The sequence below is a fragment of the Myxococcus sp. MISCRS1 genome, from assembly GCF_026626605.1.
In the GTDB taxonomy this organism is placed as follows: Bacteria; Myxococcota; Myxococcia; order Myxococcales; family Myxococcaceae; genus Myxococcus; species Myxococcus fulvus.
This window is the reverse complement of sequence record NZ_JAPNKB010000001.1, coordinates 1,501,108-1,525,030: the sequence shown is the minus strand read 5'-3', so window position 1 is coordinate 1,525,030 and position 23,923 is coordinate 1,501,108. Positions and strand designations below refer to the sequence as shown.

Below are 23,923 nucleotides of genomic sequence, written 5' to 3'. Positions count from 1 at the left end.
GGGATTCCCTCTGGGAAGAGGGCGTCATGCGGGCGTGTGCCCGGGGGCGCTAGTACGTGTCGGGGCTGGTGCTCTTGTCACCGCTGGTGTCGCCACCCATGTCCCGGTTCTTGCTGGAGTCCATGCCGGAGCCGCCGGTGCCGGGCTCATCCAGGGTGCCGCCGGGGTCCAGGGTGCCGTTGTCCTGCGGCGGCGTGCCCTGGTTGATGGAGGAGTCCGGCGTCATGACGTCCGTGCCCGCGCCGCCGGTGCCCGACAGCGAGATGCTCTTGGCCATGTTCTTGGTCTCCTTCACCTCGAAGCTGGCGCGGATCTCCTGGCCCTCCTTGAGGTCCTTGGCCTTCTTCAGGGTCGGGTCGGTGAACATGGTGCTCTTGTCGATGTCGAGCGGCACCACCGCGCCCTGCGCGTCCTGCACGAAGACCTTGCTGCTCTCGGTCTTCACCACCTTGCCGCTCAGCTCCTTCTGGCCCATGGCGCTGGAGCCCATGGTGGAGCCCGAGCCGCCCACGGAGCTGCCGGGCTGCATCGTGCTGTCCTGGGGCATGCTGGTGCTACCTGAGGTGCCCGAGCCGCCCTGCGCCGAGGTGTCCGTCTGGGGCTTGTTCTTGTCGTCGCCCGCCAGGGCCGTTCCGGAACCGACCAGCGCCAGCGCCGCGAAAATCCCGATCAGCTTCTTCATGGGAGAGTCTCCTGTGTGAGTGCGACGGGGGGCGTTGTGTGGTGCGTCATCCCCCGCTGTTCCAAAAGCTAGGTGCGGATGTGGAAGGGGACAGGGCTGGGGGAGCAAGGCTGGCGCGTGCCCGGTTCCTCCCCTGCCGGTGGGCCTGGGGCCAGCCAATCCCACGGGGCAGGATGGGAGGCGGCTTGAAGCAGGGGCCGCTTTTCCCCTAGCGTCCGGGTGGCAAGCGTCCCGCGGCCCTGGTGCCGTGGGCCCGACAGGAGACCCCCTCCGCGATGCCCCCGTCCGCCAAGCCGTCGTCCGCCCCCCCGCCGCAGGAGCTGCCGGCGCCGTCGTACCCCGCAATCGAGTCGCTGCTCGAGGCGACCCCCGCGGAGGACGTCCGGGCGCTGTTCGCCCCGGTGAAGGAGGGCCTGGCCGGCCTCAAGGGCCCCAAGGTGGAGGTGGGCAAGAAGGCCCAGGTCGCGCTGGCCCACGCCGAGCAGCTGCTGGAGCTGCTGGTGGACACCCGCGAGCGGCTGATCGCCGAGGCCAAGGGAGCCAAGGGTCGGAAATGACGGGCTTTTACCCGTTCGTCACGGTTTTTGGCTCCGGGCAGGCAACTGGCGGAGCGCCGGGACGATAATGGGAGAAAGAGCACTGGATCATCCGGGAGCTCTGTCTTCTTCTTCTCGCAGCGCCTGGAGGATGAAATGGCGAACATCAACAGCATGCAGGGCCCCAGCATCCGGCTCTCCACCCACGTCACGACGGCGCGCCAGACCCCTGAGACGGGCTTCGGCGCTCGGCTCCACAACGGGCTGAACAGCGCGGCGGGCGCGGTGGGCACGGGCGTCGGCGCGGTGGCCGGCATGATTCCTGGCGGGCAGATCGTCTCCGCGGCGGTCTCCTCCGTGCACACGCTGTCCAACACGAGCGGCTCGGGCGCTGGCCCCTACGCCGGCGTGATGAGCACCGCGGTGGGCGCGGGCGGCGGCGGTGTCGTGGGCGGCGCCTCCGTGGGCGGCGCGGCGGTGGGCATCAGCGGCGTGGCCGGTGGCATCGGCGGCGGCGTGGCCGGTCCGGGCACGGGCGCGCTGGGCACCAGCACGTCGGACACCGTGGGCGGCAACTTCTCCCTGAACCAGATGGCGGCGGAGAACTCCAAGCTGCTCAACCTGCAGGCGGCCATCCAGCAGGAGTCGCAGACGTTCACGGCGATTTCCAACGTGATGAAGTCGCGGCACGATTGCATCAAGAACTCCATCAGCAACGTCCGCTAGGCCCGTAGGGCCTGGGTCGGGCCGAAGCACGGCGGGGAGGGGAGCGGCGCCGCTTCCCTCCTGGCCGGGCGCGGAAAGGAAGAGCGAAGTCCATGGCGGAGAGCGTCTCGGAGATCTCGAACAGCCTGGTCCCCCTGGGGCGCCAGCAGGCCATGGTGTTGCTGGAGGCCGGCTACCTGTGGCTGGACATGGGACAGTTCGACAAGGCGAAGGAGATCTTCGCCGGGGCCGCGGCGCTGATGCCCAAGAGCGAGGTGCCGCAGCTGGGGCTGGGCGCCGTGGAGTTCGCGCAGGGCCGTCACGACAAGGCGCTCCAGGCCTACCGCTCCGCGCAGCGGCTGGCCCCGCAGGCGTCGCTGCCGCGCGCGCATGTGGGCGAGGCGCTCCTGTTCCTGGGCAAGGTGCCGGAGGCGCTCAAGGAGCTCAAGGCGGCCATCGACCTGGAGCCGGAAGGTGACGGGGCGCGTCTTGCGCAGGCGCTCCTCCAGGCGAAGGATGCGGGAGTCCTGCCTCCCGCGAAGAAGTAGGGGCAGGGGAGGTTCACCCATGGCTGTCGGTGGCGTTGGACGCGGTGGAGGGAAGGGGCGCGCCGGTGGCGCGAAGGGGCCGTCGTCCGCGGCGCCCGCGGGTGGGGCTTTCGGCGCCCGGGTGGACAAGGCCGAGTCTCTCGTCGGAGTCTCCGGTCTGGTAGGCTCCAGCAACGTCCAGGGCCCCCAGGCCGCGGATCCGGTCGCCGCGCAGGCGATGGCGATTGCCCGCGGGCTGAAGAACGGGGGCTTCAAGAGCAAGGAAGAGGCGACCCGGGCGTTGGTCGCCGAGGTCCTGAAGGAGAAGCTGCGCATGAAGTCCTCCTCCCTCACCACGAAGATTGCGGACGCACTGCAGGATGACCCGCGGCTGAACCAGGTTCTCGAGCGGCTGTGGTCCAAGGCCGAGTGAGCAGCGCTTGCCACTGGGCGACGACAGACAGGCCATCCTCACGAAGTACGGCCCCTACGTTCGGTCCCTCGCGGCGACCGTGCGCAAGCAGTTCAACGCCCAGCTGGAGCTGGACGAGCTGGTGGCGTACGGACAGATAGGCCTGCTGGAGGCCGCCGAGCGCTTCGACCCGAAGGTGGGCGCCAACTTCCTCACCTTCGCCCACTACCGCATCAAGGGCGCCATCTTCGACGGTCTTCGGAAGATGGGCGTCCTGCGGGGCTCGGACGCCCGGACGGCGTATGTCGGGGAGCGGGCGGCGGCCTATTTGGGGAATTTGTCGGACCGCGAGTCGGGCTCAAGCAACCGCGGCAGCTCATTCGACGATGATGTCAGTGACATCTCGGATGCGGTGCAGGGGCTGGCGATGGTGTTCGCCTCCAGCCTCGAGGGTGCGGACAGCGCGGGCTACACCGACGAGTCCCTGCCGGTGGACATCCGGCTGGAGCAGGAGCAGCTGAAGACGCGGGTGCGGGCGGCGATCGAGAAGCTCCCGGAGAAGGAGCGAAAGCTCCTTCAGGGGTACTACTTCCAGGGCAGGACGCTGGAAGAGGCGGGGGCGGAAATCGGGCAGTCGAAGAGTTGGGCGTCTCGGCTTCATGCGCGCGCCATCGACCGGCTCAAGGAACTCTTGAACGAGGAGGAGGAACTTCCTCCGACCTCGACGGATGCAAGGAGGCTGTCACATGGCGGGTCCGATGGCGGGCATCTCCGCGGCGCAGGTGGCGCAGCAAAAGCTGCAGGATCAGGGCGCTCAGCAGACGACGAAGCAGGGCGCGTCGAAGTTCGACGGAGTTCTCGCTGACAAGGCGCAGGGCGCCGGTCAGGTGGACGCCGCGCAGGGCGTGAACAAGGCCCAGGCGACGCAGAAGACGGACATGGTCCGTCAGGTGGAGACGGTCAACAAGACGGAGAAGGCGGGCCTGAACAAGGTCAACGCCAATGCCGCCCAGCCCGTGTCCGCGAAGGCGGCCGAGCCCGTCGCCGCGAAGACGGAGACCGGCAAGACGGCCAAGGCCACCGACATGATGGAGCAGGTGCTCGGTGACCTGGAGAAGGGCCAGGGCAACCTGGAGAAGATCATCTCCCAGGCCGCCAGCGGCAAGCAGTTCTCCAACGCGGAGCTGCTCTCCCTGCAGGCGTCCATGTATCAGTACACCCAGCAGCTGGACCTGACGAGCAAGGTGGTGGAGAAGGCGACCACCGGTCTCAAGGACGTCGTCAAGACGCAGGTCTGAGTCCGTCCACCGTCCTTGGTGGCGCTTGACGAAGGGCGGCTCCTCCTGGTTGGAGGGGGCGCCCTTCCGCGTTTTCCGAGGCCCTAGTAAGCTCCCCGTGCCCATGATTCGCCGACCGCAAGCGTTTGTCGCCCCGCTCCTCGCCCTCGTGCTCGTGACGGGCTGTCACATTGAGCTCCAGCACGAGCTGAGTGAGGCGGACGCCAACGAAATCTACGTCCTGCTCAGCAAGAACGGCATCAACGCGAAGAAGGAGAAGGAGGAGGGCGGCAACGAGGTCCGGTTCATGATCACCGTGCCCAAGACGGATGCCGCCGAGGCCGCGGAGCTGCTCAAGCTCAACTCGCTTCCGCGTCCGGTGGAGAAGGGCCTGTCCCACTTCGCCAAGGGAAGCATGGTGCCCACCGCCACGGAGGAGCGCGCCATGCTCCTCAAGGCGATGGGCGGCGAGGTCTCCAACGCGCTCAACCAGATCGACGGCGTGCTGGAGGCGCGCGCGATCGTGAGCGTCCCGGAGAACAACGACCTGACGCAGCCGGAGAACAAGCCGATGCCGTCCGCGTCGGTGTTCATCAAGTTCCGGCCCGGCGCGGAGGGCAAGCCGCCCATCGACGTCAACGCGGTGAAGGCGTTCGTCGCCACGGCGGTGCCGGAGATGAAGCCGGACGCGGTGACGGTGCTGATGACGCCCGCGCTGGGACCCAAGGCGGAGAAGACCGACGAGAACCGGCAGCAGGACGTGCTGGGTCTGCGCATGACGGCCTCCAGCGCCAGCCAGTTCAAGGTGATGATCGCCGGAGCCTTCGCGCTCATCCTGGGGATGATGGGCGTCACGGCGTGGTCCATCATGCGCGGGGGCGGCGGCAACGCCCCCACGGCGCGTGGCCCCCGCCCCCGGGTCCGCCCGCCCGAGGCCTGACCGGTTCCGCGCCCCCCTTCGAGGGGGGCGCCTTCTTTCCTCCCAGCGGGCGTCGGTGGGGCCCGCGAGGTGACGTTTGGACTCGTTCTTCACCTCGCTCAACAAGCGCCAGAGCATGCTGCTGCTGACCGCCGTGACGTTCGGCGGGCAGGAGAGCCTGGGCGCGATGGAGCACCTCCCGACGGAGGAAGGTGAGCTCCTGCGCCACCGCGCGCAGGAGATCCTCCAGATTCCTCGCGACAAGCGCATCCCGGCGCTGGTCCAGGAGATCAAGCGGCTGGTGAAGGACCGCCGCGGGCAGCTGTGGACCGCGGAGCCGGAGCGGCTGGCGGCGCTGCTGCAGCGCGAGCGCGGGGCGCTGGTGGAGATCGTCCTGCGCGCGCTGCCCGCGCCCCTGGCGGAGGCCGTGCGAGGCCACCTGCCGCCGCCTCGGGTGAAGCTGACCCGCGAGGTGCGGCCCCAGGTGCTCGACATCGTCCGGTGGAAGCTCGAGGAGGCGCTGGCGCGCGAGACGGGCGACTCGCAGTCCGCGGGGTTCAAGTTCTCCGACGTGCTCCTGCTGACGCAGCGCGAGCTGTTCACGGTGTGCGACCGGTTGGGCGCGCGCGTGCTGGGGCCGGCGCTGGCGGGGCTTCCCGACGCGGAGCGCGAGGCCCTGTTCGAGCCGCTGCCTCCGGACCTGAAGCTGCTCGCCTCCAAGTCGGTGGCGGCGAACGCGCCGCGCAAGCTGCCCGAGGAGGACGCTCGCGCGCAGCTGGAGCAGCACGATGCGCTGAGGAATCCGGCGGGCTCCATCCGCAGCGCGGGCGTGCAGCGCCTGGTGCGCGCGTGCGTGGCCCAGTCCGCGGAGTTCGCCGCGCGCATGGTGGAGAAGTACCGGGGCGAGTTCGGCGGGCTCATCGCGAAGTGGCTGCGCGAGGAGCGAAACCGGCAGGCGGCGCGGGGCGATGGTGGCCGCACGGACATCGTCATGGACCTGGAGCGGCTCGCCTCGCGCGGGCTCATCGAGCGCCCGGTGCGCCTGGCCACGCCGCCCCCGCCGCGTCAGTCCGCGGTGCTGCCGCCTCCGCCCGGCGCGCGCAAGGCCGCCGCTGCCGCCGCTGCCGCACGTCCCGCCGCGCCGTCCTCGGGGCGGGATGCCGCGCCTCCCGCGGGGCGGGAGGGTGCGAGTCCTCCGCCCCGCGAGCCCGCCGCCGCGCGCCCCGCTCCGGGGGCTCCCAAGGCCGCGCCCGGACAGGGTGGGACGGTCTCTCGTCGTCCTCCTGGCGCGGCGCCCGCCGTCCGTCGCGACTTCATGGCCGAGCGCGCCGCGAGGAACGCGGGCGCCATGTCCAGCCGCGAGGGCTCGCGTGTCGCGCGCCCCAAGGACGGGGCCTCGGATGGCTCGGCGATGCATCGGATTCCGCCGCGCCGTGACCCTGGGGCCTCCCCGGAGGCCACCGGGGACCACCGGGAAGCCCGGCGAGACCCCTCGGCCCCGGTGGCCCGCAGGGAGCCGTCCGGAGCCGACCCCCGGTCCGCTCGACCTGGAAGGGTGGATCCGGAGGGTGCCCGCATCGGACCGCCTCCGTCGCGCCTGGGACAGGGTGGGGCTCGTCCTCGTCCGTCGAGCGCTGCCGCGGGCTCGCCCGAGGCCCCGGCGCGTGCTCGCATCGGACCGCCTCCGTCGCGCCTGGGAGGCCCTCGCCCCTCGAGCGCGGCCGCTGGTGAGCCCCTGCCTCCCGGTGCCCGAGAGCGTTCCCGTGTGGCGCCCGACGCCGAGGGCTCGCGGGTGGCGCCCGCGGGGGATGGCTCGCGGGTGGCGCCCGCCGGTGATGGTTCCCGTGTGGGGCCAGCCGCCGGGGGCTCGCGGGTGGCGCCTGTCGGGGGCTCGCGCGTGGCGCCTGCCGGTGATGGCTCGCGAGTCGGGCCCGCGGGTGATGGCTCTCGTATCGGGCCCGCCGGGGGCTCGCGCGTGGCGCCTGCCGGTGATGGCTCGCGAGTGGGCCCCGCGGGTGATGGCTCTCGTATCGGGCCCGTCGGGGGCTCGCGGGTGGCGCCTGCCGGTGATGGCTCGCGAGTGGGGCCCGCCGCTGGGGGCTCCCGGGTAGCGCCCGCGAGCGATGGCTCACGCGTGGCGCCCGCGGCCGGCGGCTCGCGCATCCAGCGTCCCCCCGAGGCAGGGTCCCGCGTGCGGCCTCGTCCCGAAGCCCCCGAGGCCCAGGAGGTCTCTCGCGTGTTCCGCTCGCGCTCGTCGGTCTCCATCGCGGCGGTGCGCCCCGAGCCCTCCCGTGAGGGTGGGGCGGAGCGGCCTCCTCGGGTGCTGGCCGGTCGGGCTGGCACCTCCGCGGGGCAGGCGCCCGCGGGCGGGCAGGAGGGGACGTCCGTGCAGCGCAGGCCACGTTCACCGTCCGGGACGGACGACTCTTCGTCCTCGGGCTCGGGCGGGCGTGGACCTCGCGGCGGAACGCGCTAGCATCCGGCCCGCAAGGAGCGGCGCATGGCGATCGGCAAGGTGATCAAGGGAGACGGGACGGCCGAGCCGTCCGTCGTGTCGGAGCGGCCGGTGTTGCGGCCTCCGCGCGCGGGGGTGATGAACGCCGAGGTCTTCGAGGCGCGCCAGGGCGCCCAGGGCATCCTCGAGGAGGCGCAGCGCGAGAAGGAGCGCATCCTCGCGGAGGCGCAGCGGGAGCGTGAGGCGCTCCTCGTGAAGACGCGCGAGGAGGGACGTCAGGAGGGGCTCGCCCAGGCCACGGAGATCATCCTCCGGGCGAAGATGCAGGCGGGGGAGATCCTGGCCACCTACGAGCAGGACGTCATCGCGCTGGGGCTGCGCGTCGGGGAGAAGATCATCGGCCGGAGCCTGGAGAAGGACCCGGACCTGATGCTGGAGCTGTGCGCGGCGGCCATCGACAACCTGCGCAGCGCCCGCTCCATGGTGCTGCGGGTTCATCCCAAGACGGCGGCGGTGCTGCGCGCGAAGAAGCCGGTGTTGATGGAGCTCATCGGTCGCGCGGTGGACCTGGCCATCAAGGAGGACCCCGAGGTGGCCCCGGTGGGCTGCATCGTCCAGACGGAGTTCGGCACGGTGGACGCGCAGCTGCCCACGCAGTTGGAGATGCTCCAGAGCGTGCTCTTGCCCGACCAGAACGGCCCGAAGGAAGGCCCGGCGTAGCCGGGACGGGAAGGAGCCCACGTCCATGGCCATCGACCTCTCTCGTTATCTCGACCTCATCAAGGACGCCCAGACGGTCCGCGTCCGCGGCCGCGTCACCGAGCTGACGGGCCTCATCATCAAGGCGAGCGTCCCCAACGTCCGCGTGGGCGAGCTGGTGCTCATCAAGAGCCGCGCGCGCGGCGCCGTGAAGGCCGAGGTCGTCGGCTTCCAGGGCGACGAGGTCATGCTCATGCCCCTGGGTGAGCTGTACGGCATCGGTCCGGACAGCGAGGTGATTCCCACCGGCAAGCCGCTGAGCATCAAGTGCGGCGAGGCGCTCCTGGGCCGCGTGCTCAACGGCATCGGCGAGCCGATGGACGGCAGCCCCCTGCCGGACGAGGGGCTCATCGACTGGTCCGTGGACCGCGACTGTCCGGACCCCTTCACGCGTCAGCGCATCGAGCGGCCGCTGCCCCTGGGCGTGCGCTGCATCGACGGACTGCTCACCGTGGGCGAGGGCCAGCGCGTGGGCCTCTTCGCCGGCTCCGGCGTCGGCAAGTCGACGTTGATGGGGCAGATCGCGCGCAACACCAAGGCCGACCTCTGCGTCGTCGCCCTCATCGGCGAGCGTGGTCGCGAGGTGCGCGAGTTCATCGAGGACGCCATGGGCGAGGAGGGCATGAAGCGCTCCGTGCTCGTGTGCGCCACGTCCGACCAGCCCAGCCTGGTGCGTCTGCGCGCCGCCTACGTGGCCACGGCCATCGCCGAGTACTTCCGCGAGCGCGGCGGCAACGTGCTCTTCATGCTCGACACGGTGACGCGTCTGGCGCGAGCCCAGCGTGAGATTGGCCTCGCGGTGGGCGAGCCCCCGGCGCGTCAGGGCTATCCGCCGAGCGTGTTCTCCATGCTGCCGCGCATCCTGGAGCGCACGGGCAACTCGCAGAAGGGCAAGTGCACCGCCATCTACACGTGCCTGGTGGCCGGCGGTGACATGGAGGAGCCCATCGCGGACGAGGTCCGCGGTATTCTCGACGGCCACTTCATCCTCAACCGCGCCCTGGGCGAGCGAAACCAGTGGCCCGCCATGGACGTGCTCGCCAGCCTCAGCCGCGTGATGAGCGGCATCGTCTCCAAGGAGCACAAGAAGGCCGCGGGCAAGCTGCGCGAGACGCTCTCCACGTACGAGAAGCAGCGCGACCTCATCCTGCTGGGGGCCTACCAGTACGGCACGGACCCCCGCACGGACTACGCCATCGACAAGTACGACTCCATCATCGACTTCCTCAAGCAGGACACCCACTCGAACTCGGACTTCGAGGACACGGTGGGCCAGCTGGTGGGGCTGTTCGACGAGTGAGGTCCACCCAGGAGGGTGGGCTTGGGGCCCCCTGGTCCACTGGACGGGGGTGCACCTCCGGGAAACCGGGGTAGGATGGGGACACCATGCCCCCGTACCGGTTGCAGACCCTGCTGGACATGCGGACCCGGGCCAAGGAGGAGGCCGAGCAGGCCTTCTCCGACGCCATCAAGGCCCTGGAGCGCGAGAAGGTGGAGCTCCAGCGTCTGATGGACGAGCTGGAGCGACGCAAGCGCGAGCGCAAGGAGAAGGTCGCCGCCTACCTCAAGGAGATCATGGCCAAGGGTGCCGGCATCAACGGCATGAACATGATGGGCCGCTTCGAGGAGCGCCTGAAGGACGAGGAGGCGCAGGTGGCGCTGGAGGTCGAGCGTCAGCGTGAGGCGGTGAAGGTGGCCGAGCGCCTGGTCGAGCAGCGGCGCCGGGAGATGGCCGAGGCGGCCAAGGAGCTCAAGGCCATCGAGAAGCACAAGGAGACCTGGCAGAAGCAGGTGAAGCATGAGCGCCAGCAGCGCGAGGAGTTGAGCCAGGAGGAGATTGGCAACGCCTTGTTCCTGGCTCGGCAGCGCAAGTAACCTGCCGCCACCCCATCCCTCGGGAAAGATGTCATGAGCCGTGTCGACGACGACCGTGAAGCAGCGCGCCTGGCCGAGCGCATCATGCAGGAGAAGAAGCTCGCCGAGGGCCAGGCCAAGAAGCGCCAGGAGGGCACGTCCGCCTTCCAGAAGCTGATGCACCCGCAGGCGCAGCCCCAGGCGACGGCCCCCACCCAGACGCCGCAGACGCCGGGAGGCCTGGCCCGTCAGGTGCTGGCCAAGGCGACCCAGCAGGGGAAGACCTTCGGCGAGGCCCTCCAGCAGCCGCCCCAGATGGGCGGCAACCCCGCCTCCACGCTGGCCCAGACGCAGCGTCGGGCGGACACGAACACCTCGGAGGCCCGCTCCGGCTCGCGCGCCTCGGACGCCAAGGAGACCCAGCGCACCTCCGAGGGGCGGGAGAAGGACCTGGACAAGGCCGACTCGGCCCTGGGGCAGGTCAGCTCCGAGCGCGGCGCGGCCATCCGCGCGGACGCGGACGCGGGCGGCAAGGGCAGCGGCGGCGGTGGCAAGGAGGACAAGAAGGGCGGCGGTGGCACGGAGATGGGGGCGGGCTTCCGCTTCAACCCCGCGCTGATGGCGCCGGTGCCGGTGGCCAAGCCCAAGGACACCGCGGGCTCCGAGCGGCTGCGCGCCATGGCGAGCGAAATCGCGCAGAAGATCGTCGACCGCGTGCGCGTGGGGACGAACGCCGCGGGTCTGGCCGAGTTCCAGATTGATCTGCGCGGGGACGTGCTCAACGGCCTGTCCATCAAGGTCAGCGCGCGCAACGGGAAGATCTCCGCCACCTTCAGCGGCACCAACCGTGACGTGCTGAAGATGCTCGAGGAGCAGAGCGACGGGCTTCGCACCGCGCTCGGGGGCCGGGGCCTGAAGCTCGAGACGGTCCGCTTCGAGGCGAAGACATGAGCGTGGAGCCGGAGGACGAGTCTCCGGGCGTGCACGAGCGCACGATGCTCGTGGACCTGCGCAACCTCAAGCCCGTCCGTCCTCCTCCCGAGAAGGCCGGCGCGCCGGAGAATGCGGAGCCGCGTCCCGAGAAGGTCGAGCGGCCGGAGAAGGTCGCGCGGAGCGCCTGGCGTCCCTTCACGTTCAAGGGGCTGGAGAAGGTGTCGCGCGCCCAGGGGCAGCTCGCCGAGCGGCTGCGCTGGCTGACGCCCAACGAGGGGACGCTGACGGGCGTGTCCGCCCGGCTCAAGGGGCTCTTCGACGCGGAGGTCGGCCTGTCGCTGGAGTCCGTGCAGGTGCGGCCCATGGCGGAGCTGCGCCGCTTCCTGGGGGACCCGACGTTCCTCGCGGTGCTGGCGCCCGGGGCGCTGCCGGGGCGGGCGGTGCTCGAGGTGGAGCTGGCGCTGGCGCACACGGCGGTGGACCTGCTGTTGGGCGGCGCGGGCGAGACGGTGGGCTTGAGGCCCCTGACGGACATCGAGGAGGGCGTGATGGGCTACGTCATCCTGGAGGCGCTGCGGGTGCTGGTGCCCGCGCTCCAGGCCGGCGTGCCTCGCCCGAGGCTGGACGGGGTCGCCCGGGGCGTGGACGAGGTGTCCGCGCGCCTGGGGGACGACGGGCCGATGTTGACGGTGCACCTGAACGCCACGCTGGGACCGCACGGCGGCATGGTGCGGCTGGTGGTGCCGGCGGCGGTGCTGGAGGCGGCCGAGCCCGCGGTGGAGAGCGCCCAGCGGCGCGCCCGCGTCAAGGCGGACCTGGCGGCGAACGCGGGCCGGCTGTCGGCGGTGCGCGGGTGGCTGCGGGCGGAGATTGGCACGGCGGAGCTGACCGGCCAGGACCTGGCGAGCCTGCGCGTCAAGGACGTGGTCCTGGTGGACGTGCTGTCGGCGCGGCCGGACCGGGGCGAGCCGGGCACGGCGCAGCTGCGGCTGGGCGCGGGGCGCTCGGGGCACGCCGAGGCCGAGGTCTTCGTCGAGGACGGGCGCTACCAGGCGCGCATCACCCGCATCATCCCCGGGGAGTCGGGGAACCCGCGCTCGGCCACCGAGGAGGGTGGGGGGCGGGACGAGGAAGAGGATTTCACCAACCCGGAGCTGGACGTTCCTCCGGAGCTCGAAGGGGCGCCCTTGGACGACGTGAACAAGCCGGACGGAAGCGACCTGCTGGGCGACGTGCCGCTGCAGATCGCCGTGGAGCTGGCGCGCATCCCGGTCACCGCCGAGCAGGTGGTGGGCATGCGGGCCGGTCAGGTCATCGAGCTGAGCCGGGGCCCCGGCGAGCCGGTGGAGCTGTCCATCAACGGCAAGGTGGTGGCCCGCGGTGAGCTGGTGGAGATGGAAGGCCAGCTCGGCGTCCGCGTCACCACGTTGGCGAGCTGAGCACCTTCGCGAGGACTGGAAGCAAGCGGGCTGCCAGACGGGGCCCGTGGCGGTCCTCCGGCCTTTGAACTAGCCTCGCCCCAGCCATGGCAGTCCTCCGCAACCCCCTCCCGCGCCTGACCCTGGGCGTCACGCTGCTGCTCGCGCCCGCGTCCGTGTGGGCGCAGGCGCCCGCGGCGAGCCCCTCGCCCGTTCCCGCCGCGCCCACTGGGGCCGCGGTCGTGGACGCCGTGGCGCCGCCACAGGCAGGGCAGGGCGCCCCGGCCGCGCCTTCTCCTGCCGCGCCTTCTCCTGCCTCGCCCCCCGTCTGGGAGGACCCGTCCATCGACGCCGCCGCGGCTGCGGAGGCGGAGCCGGAGAGCATGGGCTGGATGCTCGTGCGCACCCTGATGGTCCTGGGCGCGGTGGTGGCGTCCATCTACCTGACGTTGAACGTGGGCCTTCGCCGGCTGATGGGCCTGCAGTCCACCTCGACGGGGCGGCAGACGGTGGTCTCCGTGGTGGAGCGGCTCCCCCTGGACCCCAAGCGCGCGCTCTTCGTGGTGAAGGCCGCGGACGAATACCTGTTGGTGGGCGGCGGCGAGGCGGGCCTGCAGTTGCTGTCGAAGCTGGATGCGGAAGCCGTCGAGCGCATCCGGGCACAGCGCCCGCAGACGAACGTGGTTCCCCTCAGCCCTTTCCTCCAGAAGCTCCTTTCCCGTCGCTCCGGGGGCTCGTCGTCCGAGCCCCCTGGCGCCTGATGGCCCCCTTCCCGTGAACGCCCTGACACCCGCCCTCCCTCGTCTTCCGCGCGTCGCGCCCTGGCTGTTCGCGGCCGTGGTGTCGCTGCATCCCTTCATCGCGCTCGCGCAGAAGAAGCGCCCGGGCGGCATCCCCGACTCCGTCGCCAACGAAGCGGTGAGCGCCGACACCTTCACCTCGCGCCCCCTCGTCCTCATCCTCGCGCTCGCCGCCATGGGCCTGGTGCCCTTCGCGCTGATGATGGTGACGAGCTTCGTGAAGATCTCCGTCGTCCTCTCCATCGTCCGCTCGGCGCTGGGCACCCAGCAGATTCCGCCCACCCAGGTGATTACGGGCCTGGCTGTCATCCTCACCGTCTACATCATGGCCCCGGTGGGCACCTCCATGTACCGGGCCTCCGAGGTGGACATCTGGGACACCGGCGGCGCGGGCAACTTCTCCTCCGCCAAGGTGGGCACGCTCCTGGAGGGCGCCGACCGCGCCAAGGAGCCCCTGCGCGCGTGGCTGATGAAGAAGGTCACCGTGAAGGACCGCTCGCTCTTCTACAACCTCGCCAAGAAGATGCGCACGGGTGAGGACCGCGACTCGGTGAAGAGCGAGGACTTCATGGTCATCATCCCCGCCTTCGTCGTGTCCGAACTGAAGGAGGCCTTCCAGATTGGCTTCCTGCTCTTCGTCCCGTTCATCGTCATCGACATGGTGGTGGCCAACATCCTGCTGGCGCTCGGCATGCACATGCTGTCGCCGACCACCATCTCCATGCCCTTCAAGCTGCTCCTGTTCGTGCTCGTGGACGGCTGGTACCTCATCGCCAAGGGCCTGGTCGTCGGCTACCTGTAAGAGGAAGGCACCCATGAACCAGCTCACGTTCATCACCCAGGAAGCGCTGTTCCTGGTGCTCGTGGTCTCGGCCCCGCCGGTGTTGATGAGCCTGTTGGTGGGCTTCATGATCTCCCTGTTCCAGGCGACCACGCAGATCCAGGAGCAGACGCTCACCTTCGCCCCCAAGGTCATCATCGTCTTCGGGGTGCTCGCCATGACGGGCCCGTGGATCGGCGGCCAGCTGGTGCGCTTCACGTTCCACGTCTTCGACCGGTTCCCCGCCCTCATCAAATGAACGCCGCGGAACTCGTGTCCGAGCTGGCTGCCCGGACCAACTTCTCCGCCGCCATCTTCACGGTCGCCCTGCTCATGTGCCGGGTGATGCCCGTGCTCATCTTCAGTCCGTTCCTGGGCGGCGAGGTGGTGCCCACGGAGATGAAGATGGGCATCGGCCTGACGCTGGCCATCGTCCTGTATCCGTCCATCGCGCACTCGGTGACGACCATCCCCCTGAGCGCGCTGCCGTACATCGCGCTGATGGCCAAGGAGATCTTCATCGGCTTCTCCATGGCCTTCGTCGTCAACGGCGTGTTCGAGGCCGCGCGCATCGCCGGCACGCTCGCGGACACCATGTCCGGCAGCAACAACGCCCAGCTCTACGTGCCGCAGCTGGGGCAGCAGGTCTCGCTCTTCTCCAACCTGAAGGTGCAGCTGTCCGTGGTGCTCTTCCTCACCCTGGACGGCCACCACCTGGTCATCCGTGCCCTGGCGGACAGCCTCACCACGGTGCCGCTGGATGGCTTCCCGCGCTTCAGCCAGGGCTCGTGGACCTTCTTCGACGTGCTCATCCGCGTCTTCGCGGACATGCTGCGCGTCAGCCTGGCCCTGGCGGCCCCCGCCACGCTGGCCGCGTTCCTCACCGACGTGGCGCTGGGCGCCATCAACCGCGTGGCGCCGCAGATCCAGGTGTTCTTCATCTCCATGGCCATCAAGCCGCTCGTCGGCGTGCTCATCACCTTCCTGGTGTTGGGGACGTTGATCGGCCGCATCCAGGACGAGCTGGCCCACATGCTGAAGGTGCTCCACGACGCCCTTCGGCTGCTGGCCTAGCGCCCACGGGAACCTCGCGCCCATGTCGGACGATAGTGGAGACAAGACAGAGGAGCCGTCGCAGAAGAAGCTCGACGACTCTCGCAAGAAGGGGCAGGTCTGGAAGAGCAAGGACCTGAGCGGCGTGGCGGTGCTCGTGGTGGGCCTGGCCGCCGTGAAGGCGACCTGGGACAACCTCGAGAAGGAGATCTCCAGTCTCTTCCTCTTCAGCTTCGACCACGTGGCGCGGGGCGGAGACCTGGCCGACGCGACGGGCCAACTGCTCTACCTGGGCGTGCGGGCGCTGCTGCTGGTGACGCTGCCGGTGCTCCTGGGAGGCGCGGTGATTGGCGGGCTGATGGAGTTCCTGCAGGTGGGCTCCCTGTTCACCATGGACCCGCTGATGCCCAAGCTGGACAAGCTCAACCCGCTGGCCGGGTTGAAGAACATGTTCAGCAAGAAGTCGCTGGTGGAGCTGCTCAAGAACCTCATCAAGATTTCCGTCACCGCCTACGTCGTCTACGGCGTGGTGCGCGACGCGATGCCCATGGTGCTGGAGACGGTGCGCCAGGACACGCACACCATCATGGTCATCATGGGGGAGCTGGTGACACGCGTGGCCGCGCGCGTGGCGCTGCTCTTCGTCATCTTCGCCATCTTCGACGTCTGGTGGCAGCGCAAGTCCTTCATGAAGGACATGATGATGTCCAAGGACGATGTGAAGAAGGAGTACAAGGAGAGCGAGGGCGACCCGCATCACAAGGCCAAGCGCAAGGAGTTCCACCAGGAGATCATGGAGGGCCAGCAGATGGAGGCCGTGCGGGACGCGGACGTCATCGTCACCAACCCCGACCACGTGGCCGTCGCCCTCAAGTACGACCGGGAGAAGGACGGCGCCCCCCGCGTGCTCGCCAAGGGCGTGGACCACAAGGCCGAGCGCATCAAGGGCATCGCCCGCGAGCAGGAGGTCCCCACGCTGCGCAACGTGCGGCTGGCGCACGCGCTCCTGCGGGTGGAGGTGGGCCACGAGGTCCCGGAGGAGCTGTACGACGCGGTCGCCGAGGTCCTCAACTTCGTCTACGAGCTGAAGAACGGCGCCCCCCAGGCCCCCGCGGCCCGCGCATGACGGGGTGGGGTGGGGCTACAATCGCCAGGACTTCGCGGAGCTGCCCATGAGTGACGACGCCGAAATCGCCATCGCGCTGAAGTACGACAAGGAGAAGGACGGCGCTCCGCGCGTGGTGGCCAAGGGCCTGCGGCTCAAGGCGGAGAAGATTCGCGCCATCGCCAAGGAGCACGGCATCCCCGTGATGCGCAACATCCCCCTGGCCAACGCGCTGTACCGGGTGGACGTGGGCCAGGAGGTGCCCGAGGAGCTGTACGACGCGGTGGCCGAGGTCCTCAACTTCATCTACGAGCTCCAGCGGGAACAGGCCGCCTCGGGCGGCAGGTAGGCGAGGGGGGCTGGACGGCCCCCCCCTGTCTGGGGTGTGCTCCGGAATCGACGATGGCCAGAATCAACAATCAGCCCCCCGGTGGACCCCAGTGGCCCTGGGGGGGACCCCGCAGCGTCCGTGAGCGGCTGGTCGACCCGTCCCAGGTCGACCGCAAGAAGCTGCGCAAGACGGGCAACCCCAAGAACCCGGCGCTCGCGTCCGCGGCGCTGCTGGACTTCATCGGTCCGGCGCACTCCTCGGAGGAGCTCCGCCTGCCCCTGCCGCCGCACCCCGGCGGACACGAGGCGGACCTGGAGGGCTTCAGTGACAGGCCCCACCTGGCCAGCGTGGCGGGGCGGGGGAGCGACGAGTCGCGCCACCTGCTGGAGCGCGGCCTGTCGCGCATCAACGCCTCGCCGGACCGCCTGGAGCGCCTCAAGGCCCTGCTCCAGCGCGAGGCCTCCATGCTCACCCTGGTGGACCAGGTGAACGAGGAGACCAAGGAGATCATCCGCCGGATGTGGGCGGAGCAGAAGGACGAGGGTTACTAGCGCCATGCCGGAGGACCCTCAGGACGAGGCGCAGCTGGCGGCACGGCTGCAGCGTTGGGCGGACGGCAAGTCCACGCTGCGCGAGGTGCGCGGCTACTCCAACGACGAGCTCTACGCCATCGCCAAGACGGCGTACTTCTTCTTCTACCAGGGGCGCATCAACGAGGCGCGCACGCTCTTCCAGGGCCTGTACGCCGTCAACCCCACGGACGGCTACTTCGCCAAGGCCCTGGGCGTGGTGGAGATGGCCGCCGGGAACGGGCAGGGCGCCCTGGCCGCCTTCGACGTGGCCGCCAAGCTGTCCCCGCAGGACCCCTCCGTCTACGTGGGCCGCGCCGAGGTGAAGCTGGCCCTGGGTCAGAAGCAGCAGGCGCTGGAGGACCTTCGCCGCGCCGCGGCGATGACGCCCCAGGATGATCCCGTGGTGCGCAAGGCCGGCGCCATGGTGACGGCGCTCACCCGACGTTGAGTCCAGCACGCTCCGGCGTCCGGCTTCGGCCAGACGCCGGGTAGGTGAGCCTGGAACAGTCTGCTAGGCTCGCCGGGTTCACTCACCCCAACCCTCTTTGTGGAGAGGTGGAGAGTCATTCGATGAGCACGCAGAAGGCGAAGATGGGCGCGCTGCCGCCAGAGCCCGCGGCGCTGGTGGAGAAGCGCGAGAAGCTGCTGGCGGAGCTGGAGACGCAGTCGAAGACGGCCCAGGGCACCTTCCTCCAGGTCGTCCGCACCATGAAGATGCTGGTGTCGTCCACCACGCCGGGCGCCCCGTTCGACGAGCGCCTCTACGGCGACGTGTCCAGCGCGCTCGAGCGCTTCATGGCCGACCCCATCCTCCCGGTGCCTCCCGCGTTGGGCATGGTGGTGACGTACCTGTCGGAGCGCCTGAACACCTACGGGATGACCATCCAGAACGCCGTCAAGGAGGCGAACCCGGAGATGCACGCGAAGCTCGCGTTCACGCCTCCGAGCGCCCAGCCGGCCCCCGCACCGGCGGCGCCGGCCGCCGCGGCCCGCGCCCCCGCCGCCAAGGATGGCTTCGAGAGCGGCTCTTCTCGCCGGGCCCTGGCGCTGGACCCCGAGGCCAACCCCCCTCCGCCCGCGGCGGACCCGAAGCAGGAGCAGCAGAAGCTGGAGGGTTTCAAGGCCTGGATGAAGAACCCGAGCCTTGGAAAGATCAAGGGTTAGGCCTGTTTCCGGAGGGGACCCGGGACGGGCGGATAAGCCGGAAATGATCCGGATAATTCGCAGGAAACTTCTGGCCCCCTCCCCCGATAATCTTTTTGTAGCCGCCGCTGCACTTCACCTCGCAGCACTCACGAATTAATCACAGGAGAACGTCCATGAGCATCTCTGCCAACTTCAACGCCGCTGCGAGCAGCATCCTGGCCGGTTCCAAGGCCTCCAACGACATGATCGCGGCGGCCCCGAAGGATCAGCAGCCGTTCCTCCGCGCGCAGGAGCAGATGCAGCGCGAGGCGAAGCTGGTGGAGCTCATCTCCAACTCGATGAAGGCCATCGAGAAGATGCAGAGCGCCATCACCAGCAACATGCGCTAATTCGGTTCAGCGCTGGTCGCAGCACCCTGGCCTCGCAACAGCTCTCCGAGCTGCTGCGGGGCCGGTTCATTTCTGGCCGCCGGTGGACACGCGGCCCCCGAGCGTCCGAAACTTTCCGCGCCGCTCCACGAGAATTCCTTCAACCCTACCTTTTGGAGAAATCCATGGTCGCTCCCGTCAATGGCGGTCCCCGCTATACCTCCTCGACGCAGAAGACCGCGTCCGAGTCTTCCACCCAGACGCCGTCGGATCCGGCTGCGGAGCGGGCCAAGCAGCAGGCCACCATGGATGGAATCCGCAAGAAGGACCCCAGCAAGCTGACCGGCGCGGACCGCGACAACTACGCGAGCGCCCTGGGCACGGACAAGATCCTGGAGAACAAGGCGTTCCTCGGCTTCTTCCCCGACTCCGTGTCGGAGACCATCGCCAAGAAGCTGGACGAGGACGTCGCCAGCTTCATGAAGCAGAACCCCAACGCGTCCCTGAAGGACATCGACAAGCACGTCGACGACCGCTTCAAGGCGCAGATGTTCAGCGCGGTGGTGGCCCAGAAGGGCGTGGACATGGCCATCGCCAACCTGAAGAAGCAGTTGCAGAAGACGCGCGACGGCTTCGACGATTAGCTCGCTCGGCGTCTCCTGACTGGTGGGCCTGCTGGAGGCGGGCTAGACTCCAGGCCGCCTCCATGTTCCGCCCCGGGAATGAGTCCAGATGACGACGACCCAAGCCAAGGCGCCGGTCTCCGAGAATGATGTGAAGCCGCTGTCCGGTCCGGCGCTGCTGGAGCGGGCCACGCAGGGCTTCGACCTGTTCCAGGAAGGCCGCTTCCAGGAGTCGCTGGCCCTCTTCGAGGAGCTGGCCGCGATGGATGGCTCGGAGGCGTACTTCCAGACCGCCCTCGGCGCCTGCCACCTGGCGCTGGAGAACCTGGACCAGGCGGAGGCCTTCTTCAACCGGGCCATCGAGCTGGACCCCTCGGACCTGACGCCGTTCGTCAACCGGGGTGAGGTCCATCTGCGCCAGGGCAAGGTGATGGAGGCGGCGCGTGACTTCAACCACGCGGTGTCCCTGGACCCCGAGGGCAAGGACCCCTTGAGCGCTCGCGCGCGGATGCTGGCGGCCGCCGCCCTGGAGAGCGTGGAGGAGGCCCAGTCCGGCGCCCCCGAGCGCGACTCCGGCTCCGAGCGTCCCTGAGTCCCCCCGTCTCCCCCCTGGACGGAACACCCCCGCCCGGCTCGTGAGGCCCCCCTTGGGCCCGGGGCCGGGCGCGGACTAGGATGGGTATCCTCTGATGTCCGCCTCCAATCCGAACAGCTTCCTCTCGAAGTACTCCGACATCGTCCTGGCTGTTGTCGTGGTGGCCATCGTCGGGATGATGATCGTCCCGCTGCCGCCGCTGCTGCTGGACGTGCTGCTGACGCTGAACATCAGCATCTCGGTGGTGCTGCTGCTGGTGTCCCTCTACGTGCCAGCGGCGCTGCACCTGTCGGTGTTCCCGACGCTCCTGCTCATCACCACGATGTTCCGGCTGTCGCTGACCATCTCCACCACGCGGCTCATCCTGCTGACGGGAGATCCGGGTGAGGTGGTGGTCGCCTTCGGAAACTTCGTGGTGCAGGGCAACTTCGTCGTCGGCGCCATCCTGTTCCTCATCCTGGTCATCGTGAACTTCATCGTCATCTCCAAGGGCTCGGAGCGCGTCGCCGAAGTGGCCGCGCGCTTCACCCTGGACGCGATGCCGGGCAAGCAGATGTCCATCGACGCGGACCTGCGCGCGGGCTCCATCGACCAGGACCAGGGCAAGAAGAAGCGCCGCGACCTGGAGCGCGAGAGCCAGCTGTTCGGCGCCATGGACGGCGCCATGAAGTTCGTCAAGGGCGACGCCATCGCCAGCATCATCATCACCGTCGTCAACATCGTCGGTGGCCTCATCATCGGCGTGACGCAGAAGGGCATGTCCGCGGCCGACGCGGCCCAGAAGTACACGCTGCTCACCATCGGTGACGGCCTGGTCGGCATGATTCCCGCCATCCTCATCTCCACCTGCGCCGGCATCATCGTGACGCGCGTCGGCGGCGAGGAGGAGGGGGCCCACCTGGGCAAGGACATGGGCAGCCAGCTCACCGCCTACCCGAAGGCCATCGCCATCGCCGCGGGCATGCTCATCATCCTGGGCCTGGTGCCGGGTCTGCCGAAGATTCCCTTCTTCCTGTTGGGCTTCGGCGCGGGCTTCGGCGCGTGGACGATGCTCAAGAAGCAGAAGGAAGCGCAGATGGTGGAGGAGGCCGGGCCGGCCATGGAGTCGGACCTGGGCACGCCGATGTCGTCGGAGCCGGCGCCCAAGGAGCCGATGAACCCGGACTCCGAGCTCTTCATCCCCGTCGTCACGCCCATCGTCCTGGAGGTCTCCGACGCGCTGGTGCCGTACGTGGACTCGCGTCAGGACAACGGCAAGTTCCTCTTCGAGCTCATCCCGTTCATGCGCGATGGCCTCTTCGTGGAGCTGGGAGTCCGCTTCCCGGGCGTGCGCGCGCGCGGCAACTCGTCGCTGCCGCCGGGGGCGTACCAGATTCAAATCAACGAGGTGCCCGTCGTCACCGGGCAGGCCACGCTGGGCCACGTGCTCGTCAACGACACGGTGGACCGCCTGCGCCTGATGAACATCCAGGGCTTCGAGGCCATCAACCCCGCCACCCGCCAGCCGGCCGCGTGGGTGCCCGAGCAGCACCGCGACACGCTGGAGGCCGCGGGCCTGACGACGTGGGACGTGCCCGGCTACATCATCCTCCACGTGGCGGCCATCCTCCGGCGCAACGCGCGGGAGTTCGTCGGCGTGCAGGAGACGCAGACGATGCTGGAGCAGCTGGAGAAGGCCTTCCCCGCCATCGTCAAGGAGGTCATCCCCAAGGTCGTCAACGTCCTGAAGCTCACGGACATCCTCCAGCGCCTGGTGGAGGAGGAGATCTCCATCCGTGACCTGCGCGGCATCCTCCAGGCCCTGTCGGAGTACGGTCAGGTGGAGGCGGACAACGTGATGCTCACCGAGCACGTCCGCGCCTCGCAGCGCCGCTACATCTCCCACAAGTACGCGCGCGGCAGCGGCACGCTGGTGGTCTACCTGCTGGACCCCAACATCGAGGAGGCCATCCGCGGCTCCATCAAGCGCACCTCGGCGGGCGCGCACCTGGCGCTCGAGCCGGAGCTGGCACAGGAGATCGTCCAGGCCGTGCGCTCGGAGTGTGGCCACCTGCCGCCGTCCGCCCAGCGCCCCGTCATCCTCACCGCCATGGACATCCGGCGCTACGTGCGCAAGCTGCTGGAGTACGAGTTCAACCCCTCGTTCTCCGTGCTGAGCTACCAGGAGCTGTCCCCCGAGCTGAACATCCAGCCGGTGGCCCGCATCTCCACCCGGTAGTCCCGGGGCAGGGCAGGGCGCGGGGGCGTCACTTCCGACCCCCGCCGTCGTGATCGGAATCCTCGCGTTTCAACGCAACTCGCGAGGCAGGACACCGACAATGGAAGGAAGGCGGGAGTGCGTGCTCTCCAGCGCGGATTCCCCGAGATTCGGGAGGAAGTCATGACGAGTGTCAATCAGGCCGGCAACGCTTCCCGCACCCTCAGCACTGGCAGCACGAAGGTCGGGCTGAGCGATGCGGAGCTGACGAAGAACCTCGGTCTCATCGAGAAGACGGTGGAGAGCGCGTTCGCGGACATCGAGTCCGCGGTGAAGGCGCTCAACCAGCTCAGCGAGAACTCGTTCTCGACCGAGCCGGTCCGGGTGAGCGACCTGACCGCGACGGTGGACTCCGGCAACGTGTTCCCCACGGAGAAGCCGCTCATCGACGAGAACACCTTCCGCCCGGCGGACAAGCTGAAGGTGGACGACAAGGGCACCATCACCACGCCGGGCGGCTACAAGATCGAGCAGCTGGGCCAGTTCGAGTGGAAGATCTCCGGTCCGGACGGCAAGAGCACCCGCATCTGGGGCGACCCGCACGTCGACGAGAGCGACGGCGGCAAGTTCGACTTCAAGCGCAACACCACGTTCCAGCTGCCGGACGGGACGGAGATCAACTGCACCACCGTGCCCTGGGGCAACAACGGGATGACGGTGACGGGCAAGCTGGACATCACCAACGGCGCGGACCACATCGCCGTCACGGACATCGACAAGGGCAAGGGCAAGGTCGGTGAGCTGACCAAGGACGGCTACGAGACGACCGTCGCCTTCCAGTGGAACGATACCTTCCAGAACAACAGCCGGGACCTGCTCGTCATGGGCAAGGACTCCGACGACTGGGCCAACCAGGGCAAGGAAGTCCTGGGCGACGAGGGCGGCGGCGCCACCTTCAAGCACGGCAAGGACCTGGAGTTCCAGTACAAGGACACCCCCTCGGTGCTCAACCTGCTGCCCGAGCCGGCCAAGGACAAGAAGGACACGTCCAAGGCGGGGGACGTCACCCAGCAGCGCGACGCGCTGATGCAGAAGGTGAACGACCACATCACCCAGGCCCTCGCCGTGCTGGGCAAGCCGAAGGAGTCCGAGAAGGAGCAGCCCCTCGAGGACCGCTTCAAGTCCGTCGCCGACATGTTCAAGGCGCTGGATGAGATCAACTCGCTGAATGATATGGTCAAGCCGCGCAGCAACATCTTCATCTGACCCATGGCAACAAGAGGGGCCCTGTCCGAGGGGCCTCTCGCGAGGTGGTCTTGAGCGGCAAACCGGAGAGCGGTGGAACGCCGGACGTGCGGATTCCGAAGGCCCTGGTGGACAAGCTCGTCAAGGGCGAGCTCCAGCTGGGCCAGTTCCTGGGAATGACACGTGAGCGGCTCTTCGAGTACGCCGCCGTGGGCCACAAGATGCTCCAGGCCGGCCGCACCCGGCTGGCGCTGGACATCTTCCAGGGCCTGACGGCGGCCGCGCCGCAGGAGCCCGCCTTCCACACCCAGCTGGCCGCCACGCTGCTGACGATGGAGCGCGTGGACGCCGCGTTCGACGCCTACCAGCGCGCGCTCGCGTTGGATGGCTCGCACGGCGACGCGCTGGTGGGCCGCGGCGAAATCCTGCTGCGCCGGGGCAACGTCCCGGAGGGCCTCAAGGACCTGAGTCGGGCCATCGAGCTGGACCCGGGCCTGAAGAAGCGCTCCACCCAGCGCGCCAAGGGCACGCTGCTCGCGCTGAAGAAGCAGGCCGAGACGCTCAAGGCCGCCCGGCCGAAGCGCTGACGTG

29 protein-coding genes are annotated in these 23,923 nt (G+C 69.3%); 28 read left to right on the top strand and 1 reads right to left on the bottom strand.

Translation table 11 applies throughout. The features are described 5' to 3' along the window. Nucleotides 1-49 precede the first annotated feature (49 nt). A complete protein-coding gene (locus tag OWM54_RS05905; protein WP_223783104.1) occupies nucleotides 50-682 on the bottom strand; it encodes a hypothetical protein in 633 nt (210 codons plus the stop codon). Nucleotides 683-957: 275 nt separating this feature from the next. Between OWM54_RS05905 and OWM54_RS05900 the strand changes: the two genes are divergently transcribed. The 28 genes from OWM54_RS05900 (at nucleotide 958) to OWM54_RS05765 (ending at nucleotide 23,919) form a co-directional block, all read left to right on the top strand. Then, a complete protein-coding gene (locus OWM54_RS05900) occupies nucleotides 958-1,239 on the top strand; it encodes a hypothetical protein (protein WP_046712697.1) in 282 nt (93 codons plus the stop codon). Nucleotides 1,240-1,374: 135 nt separating this feature from the next. Then, nucleotides 1,375-1,944, top strand: a complete 570-nt coding sequence (locus tag OWM54_RS05895) for a hypothetical protein (protein ID WP_223746587.1) — start codon at nucleotides 1,375-1,377, stop codon at nucleotides 1,942-1,944. A gap of 92 nt (nucleotides 1,945-2,036) precedes the next feature. Next, nucleotides 2,037-2,471, top strand: coding sequence for a tetratricopeptide repeat protein (locus OWM54_RS05890; RefSeq protein WP_046712699.1), 435 nt, complete (start codon nucleotides 2,037-2,039; stop codon nucleotides 2,469-2,471). A 19-nt stretch (nucleotides 2,472-2,490) separates the two neighbouring features. Continuing rightward, entirely contained in the window at nucleotides 2,491-2,883 is a 393-nt protein-coding gene (locus OWM54_RS05885; protein ID WP_223746588.1) for a hypothetical protein, read from the top strand. 7 nt (nucleotides 2,884-2,890) lie between these two features. Continuing rightward, on the top strand, nucleotides 2,891-3,727 hold the full coding sequence (locus tag OWM54_RS05880; RefSeq protein WP_223746589.1) for a sigma-70 family RNA polymerase sigma factor: 837 nt from the start codon (nucleotides 2,891-2,893) through the stop codon (nucleotides 3,725-3,727). Continuing rightward, nucleotides 3,609-4,160 carry an ATP-dependent helicase HrpB gene (locus tag OWM54_RS05875; protein WP_223746590.1) on the top strand — a complete coding sequence of 184 codons (552 nt, stop codon included), beginning with the start codon at nucleotides 3,609-3,611 and terminating at the stop codon, nucleotides 4,158-4,160. Before OWM54_RS05880 ends, OWM54_RS05875 begins: the two co-directional genes overlap by 119 nt. Nucleotides 4,161-4,263: 103 nt before the next feature. Continuing rightward, the gene (locus OWM54_RS05870) at nucleotides 4,264-5,079 is read left to right on the top strand and encodes a type III secretion protein (RefSeq protein ID WP_141333049.1); all 816 of its coding nucleotides are present in this window, start codon (nucleotides 4,264-4,266) and stop codon (nucleotides 5,077-5,079) included. Between the two features lie 76 nt (nucleotides 5,080-5,155). Then, nucleotides 5,156-7,534, top strand: a complete 2,379-nt coding sequence (locus OWM54_RS05865; RefSeq protein WP_267696855.1) for a hypothetical protein — start codon at nucleotides 5,156-5,158, stop codon at nucleotides 7,532-7,534. A 24-nt stretch (nucleotides 7,535-7,558) separates the two neighbouring features. Next, the gene (locus tag OWM54_RS05860; protein ID WP_141323013.1) at nucleotides 7,559-8,233 is read left to right on the top strand and encodes a FliH/SctL family protein; all 675 of its coding nucleotides are present in this window, start codon (nucleotides 7,559-7,561) and stop codon (nucleotides 8,231-8,233) included. Nucleotides 8,234-8,258: 25 nt separating this feature from the next. Beyond that, nucleotides 8,259-9,572, top strand: a complete 1,314-nt coding sequence (gene sctN, locus OWM54_RS05855) for a type III secretion system ATPase SctN (protein ID WP_141323014.1) — start codon at nucleotides 8,259-8,261, stop codon at nucleotides 9,570-9,572. Between the two features lie 86 nt (nucleotides 9,573-9,658). Continuing rightward, a complete protein-coding gene (locus tag OWM54_RS05850) occupies nucleotides 9,659-10,147 on the top strand; it encodes a flagellar assembly protein FliH (protein ID WP_046712706.1) in 489 nt (162 codons plus the stop codon). A 33-nt stretch (nucleotides 10,148-10,180) separates the two neighbouring features. After that, complete coding sequence (locus OWM54_RS05845) at nucleotides 10,181-11,077, top strand: flagellar hook-length control protein FliK (protein ID WP_267696854.1); 897 nt, start codon at nucleotides 10,181-10,183, stop codon at nucleotides 11,075-11,077. After that, nucleotides 11,074-12,498, top strand: coding sequence for a type III secretion system cytoplasmic ring protein SctQ (gene sctQ / locus OWM54_RS05840; RefSeq protein ID WP_267696853.1), 1,425 nt, complete (start codon nucleotides 11,074-11,076; stop codon nucleotides 12,496-12,498). The genes OWM54_RS05845 and sctQ overlap by 4 nt, the downstream gene beginning before the upstream one ends. Before the next feature lie 86 nt (nucleotides 12,499-12,584). Next, nucleotides 12,585-13,238: a FliO/MopB family protein gene (locus OWM54_RS05835; RefSeq protein WP_267696852.1), complete on the top strand. Its 654-nt coding sequence runs from the start codon at nucleotides 12,585-12,587 to the stop codon at nucleotides 13,236-13,238. Nucleotides 13,239-13,251: 13 nt separating this feature from the next. Then, the gene (gene sctR, locus OWM54_RS05830; RefSeq protein WP_223746595.1) at nucleotides 13,252-14,079 is read left to right on the top strand and encodes a type III secretion system export apparatus subunit SctR; all 828 of its coding nucleotides are present in this window, start codon (nucleotides 13,252-13,254) and stop codon (nucleotides 14,077-14,079) included. A 13-nt stretch (nucleotides 14,080-14,092) separates the two neighbouring features. Next, the gene (gene fliQ, locus OWM54_RS05825; RefSeq protein WP_223746596.1) at nucleotides 14,093-14,356 is read left to right on the top strand and encodes a flagellar biosynthesis protein FliQ; all 264 of its coding nucleotides are present in this window, start codon (nucleotides 14,093-14,095) and stop codon (nucleotides 14,354-14,356) included. After that, entirely contained in the window at nucleotides 14,353-15,171 is an 819-nt protein-coding gene (locus tag OWM54_RS05820) for a flagellar biosynthetic protein FliR (RefSeq protein WP_046712712.1), read from the top strand. The genes fliQ and OWM54_RS05820 overlap by 4 nt, the downstream gene beginning before the upstream one ends. Before the next feature lie 22 nt (nucleotides 15,172-15,193). Further along, nucleotides 15,194-16,276, top strand: a complete 1,083-nt coding sequence (sctU, locus tag OWM54_RS05815; protein ID WP_267696851.1) for a type III secretion system export apparatus subunit SctU — start codon at nucleotides 15,194-15,196, stop codon at nucleotides 16,274-16,276. Between the two features lie 46 nt (nucleotides 16,277-16,322). Then, nucleotides 16,323-16,604: an EscU/YscU/HrcU family type III secretion system export apparatus switch protein gene (locus tag OWM54_RS05810; RefSeq protein WP_141323021.1), complete on the top strand. Its 282-nt coding sequence runs from the start codon at nucleotides 16,323-16,325 to the stop codon at nucleotides 16,602-16,604. Between the two features lie 53 nt (nucleotides 16,605-16,657). Continuing rightward, complete coding sequence (locus OWM54_RS05805; protein WP_141323022.1) at nucleotides 16,658-17,137, top strand: hypothetical protein; 480 nt, start codon at nucleotides 16,658-16,660, stop codon at nucleotides 17,135-17,137. A gap of 4 nt (nucleotides 17,138-17,141) precedes the next feature. Continuing rightward, nucleotides 17,142-17,606, top strand: coding sequence for a SycD/LcrH family type III secretion system chaperone (locus tag OWM54_RS05800; protein ID WP_074957228.1), 465 nt, complete (start codon nucleotides 17,142-17,144; stop codon nucleotides 17,604-17,606). Between the two features lie 122 nt (nucleotides 17,607-17,728). Further along, nucleotides 17,729-18,322 carry a hypothetical protein gene (locus OWM54_RS05795; RefSeq protein WP_223746599.1) on the top strand — a complete coding sequence of 198 codons (594 nt, stop codon included), beginning with the start codon at nucleotides 17,729-17,731 and terminating at the stop codon, nucleotides 18,320-18,322. A 155-nt stretch (nucleotides 18,323-18,477) separates the two neighbouring features. Beyond that, complete coding sequence (locus tag OWM54_RS05790) at nucleotides 18,478-18,693, top strand: hypothetical protein (protein WP_223746600.1); 216 nt, start codon at nucleotides 18,478-18,480, stop codon at nucleotides 18,691-18,693. A gap of 164 nt (nucleotides 18,694-18,857) precedes the next feature. Further along, nucleotides 18,858-19,316 (top strand): hypothetical protein, encoded by a 459-nt coding sequence (locus tag OWM54_RS05785; RefSeq protein ID WP_223746601.1) that lies wholly within the window; start codon nucleotides 18,858-18,860, stop codon nucleotides 19,314-19,316. A gap of 88 nt (nucleotides 19,317-19,404) precedes the next feature. Then, complete coding sequence (locus OWM54_RS05780) at nucleotides 19,405-19,887, top strand: tetratricopeptide repeat protein (RefSeq protein ID WP_223746602.1); 483 nt, start codon at nucleotides 19,405-19,407, stop codon at nucleotides 19,885-19,887. 97 nt (nucleotides 19,888-19,984) lie between these two features. Then, nucleotides 19,985-22,108: a type III secretion system export apparatus subunit SctV gene (gene sctV / locus OWM54_RS05775; RefSeq protein WP_223746603.1), complete on the top strand. Its 2,124-nt coding sequence runs from the start codon at nucleotides 19,985-19,987 to the stop codon at nucleotides 22,106-22,108. Between the two features lie 162 nt (nucleotides 22,109-22,270). Beyond that, nucleotides 22,271-23,353 (top strand): DUF1521 domain-containing protein, encoded by a 1,083-nt coding sequence (locus OWM54_RS05770; protein ID WP_223746604.1) that lies wholly within the window; start codon nucleotides 22,271-22,273, stop codon nucleotides 23,351-23,353. 44 nt (nucleotides 23,354-23,397) lie between these two features. Then, nucleotides 23,398-23,919, top strand: a complete 522-nt coding sequence (locus OWM54_RS05765) for a tetratricopeptide repeat protein (RefSeq protein ID WP_370640324.1) — start codon at nucleotides 23,398-23,400, stop codon at nucleotides 23,917-23,919. The last annotated feature ends 4 nt before the right edge of the window (nucleotides 23,920-23,923 follow it).

Excerpts from the sequence above, each read along its gene's own strand:
- OWM54_RS05905 (WP_223783104.1), bottom strand. The coding sequence starts at position 682 with ATGAAGAAGCTGATCGGGATTTTCGCGGCGCTGGCGCTGGTCGGTTCC.
- OWM54_RS05900 (WP_046712697.1), top strand. The coding sequence starts at position 958 with ATGCCCCCGTCCGCCAAGCCGTCGTCCGCCCCCCCGCCGCAGGAGCTG.
- OWM54_RS05895 (WP_223746587.1), top strand. The coding sequence starts at position 1,375 with ATGGCGAACATCAACAGCATGCAGGGCCCCAGCATCCGGCTCTCCACC.
- OWM54_RS05890 (WP_046712699.1), top strand. The coding sequence starts at position 2,037 with ATGGCGGAGAGCGTCTCGGAGATCTCGAACAGCCTGGTCCCCCTGGGG.
- OWM54_RS05885 (WP_223746588.1), top strand. The coding sequence starts at position 2,491 with ATGGCTGTCGGTGGCGTTGGACGCGGTGGAGGGAAGGGGCGCGCCGGT.
- OWM54_RS05875 (WP_223746590.1), top strand. The coding sequence starts at position 3,609 with ATGGCGGGTCCGATGGCGGGCATCTCCGCGGCGCAGGTGGCGCAGCAA.
- OWM54_RS05870 (WP_141333049.1), top strand. The coding sequence starts at position 4,264 with ATGATTCGCCGACCGCAAGCGTTTGTCGCCCCGCTCCTCGCCCTCGTG.
- OWM54_RS05860 (WP_141323013.1), top strand. The coding sequence starts at position 7,559 with ATGGCGATCGGCAAGGTGATCAAGGGAGACGGGACGGCCGAGCCGTCC.
- sctN (WP_141323014.1), top strand. The coding sequence starts at position 8,259 with ATGGCCATCGACCTCTCTCGTTATCTCGACCTCATCAAGGACGCCCAG.
- OWM54_RS05850 (WP_046712706.1), top strand. The coding sequence starts at position 9,659 with ATGCCCCCGTACCGGTTGCAGACCCTGCTGGACATGCGGACCCGGGCC.
- OWM54_RS05845 (WP_267696854.1), top strand. The coding sequence starts at position 10,181 with ATGAGCCGTGTCGACGACGACCGTGAAGCAGCGCGCCTGGCCGAGCGC.
- sctQ (WP_267696853.1), top strand. The coding sequence starts at position 11,074 with ATGAGCGTGGAGCCGGAGGACGAGTCTCCGGGCGTGCACGAGCGCACG.
- OWM54_RS05835 (WP_267696852.1), top strand. The coding sequence starts at position 12,585 with ATGGCAGTCCTCCGCAACCCCCTCCCGCGCCTGACCCTGGGCGTCACG.
- fliQ (WP_223746596.1), top strand. The coding sequence starts at position 14,093 with ATGAACCAGCTCACGTTCATCACCCAGGAAGCGCTGTTCCTGGTGCTC.
- OWM54_RS05820 (WP_046712712.1), top strand. The coding sequence starts at position 14,353 with ATGAACGCCGCGGAACTCGTGTCCGAGCTGGCTGCCCGGACCAACTTC.
- sctU (WP_267696851.1), top strand. The coding sequence starts at position 15,194 with ATGTCGGACGATAGTGGAGACAAGACAGAGGAGCCGTCGCAGAAGAAG.
- OWM54_RS05810 (WP_141323021.1), top strand. The coding sequence starts at position 16,323 with ATGAGTGACGACGCCGAAATCGCCATCGCGCTGAAGTACGACAAGGAG.
- OWM54_RS05805 (WP_141323022.1), top strand. The coding sequence starts at position 16,658 with ATGGCCAGAATCAACAATCAGCCCCCCGGTGGACCCCAGTGGCCCTGG.
- OWM54_RS05800 (WP_074957228.1), top strand. The coding sequence starts at position 17,142 with ATGCCGGAGGACCCTCAGGACGAGGCGCAGCTGGCGGCACGGCTGCAG.
- OWM54_RS05795 (WP_223746599.1), top strand. The coding sequence starts at position 17,729 with ATGAGCACGCAGAAGGCGAAGATGGGCGCGCTGCCGCCAGAGCCCGCG.
- OWM54_RS05790 (WP_223746600.1), top strand. The coding sequence starts at position 18,478 with ATGAGCATCTCTGCCAACTTCAACGCCGCTGCGAGCAGCATCCTGGCC.
- OWM54_RS05785 (WP_223746601.1), top strand. The coding sequence starts at position 18,858 with ATGGTCGCTCCCGTCAATGGCGGTCCCCGCTATACCTCCTCGACGCAG.
- OWM54_RS05780 (WP_223746602.1), top strand. The coding sequence starts at position 19,405 with ATGACGACGACCCAAGCCAAGGCGCCGGTCTCCGAGAATGATGTGAAG.
- sctV (WP_223746603.1), top strand. The coding sequence starts at position 19,985 with ATGTCCGCCTCCAATCCGAACAGCTTCCTCTCGAAGTACTCCGACATC.
- OWM54_RS05770 (WP_223746604.1), top strand. The coding sequence starts at position 22,271 with ATGACGAGTGTCAATCAGGCCGGCAACGCTTCCCGCACCCTCAGCACT.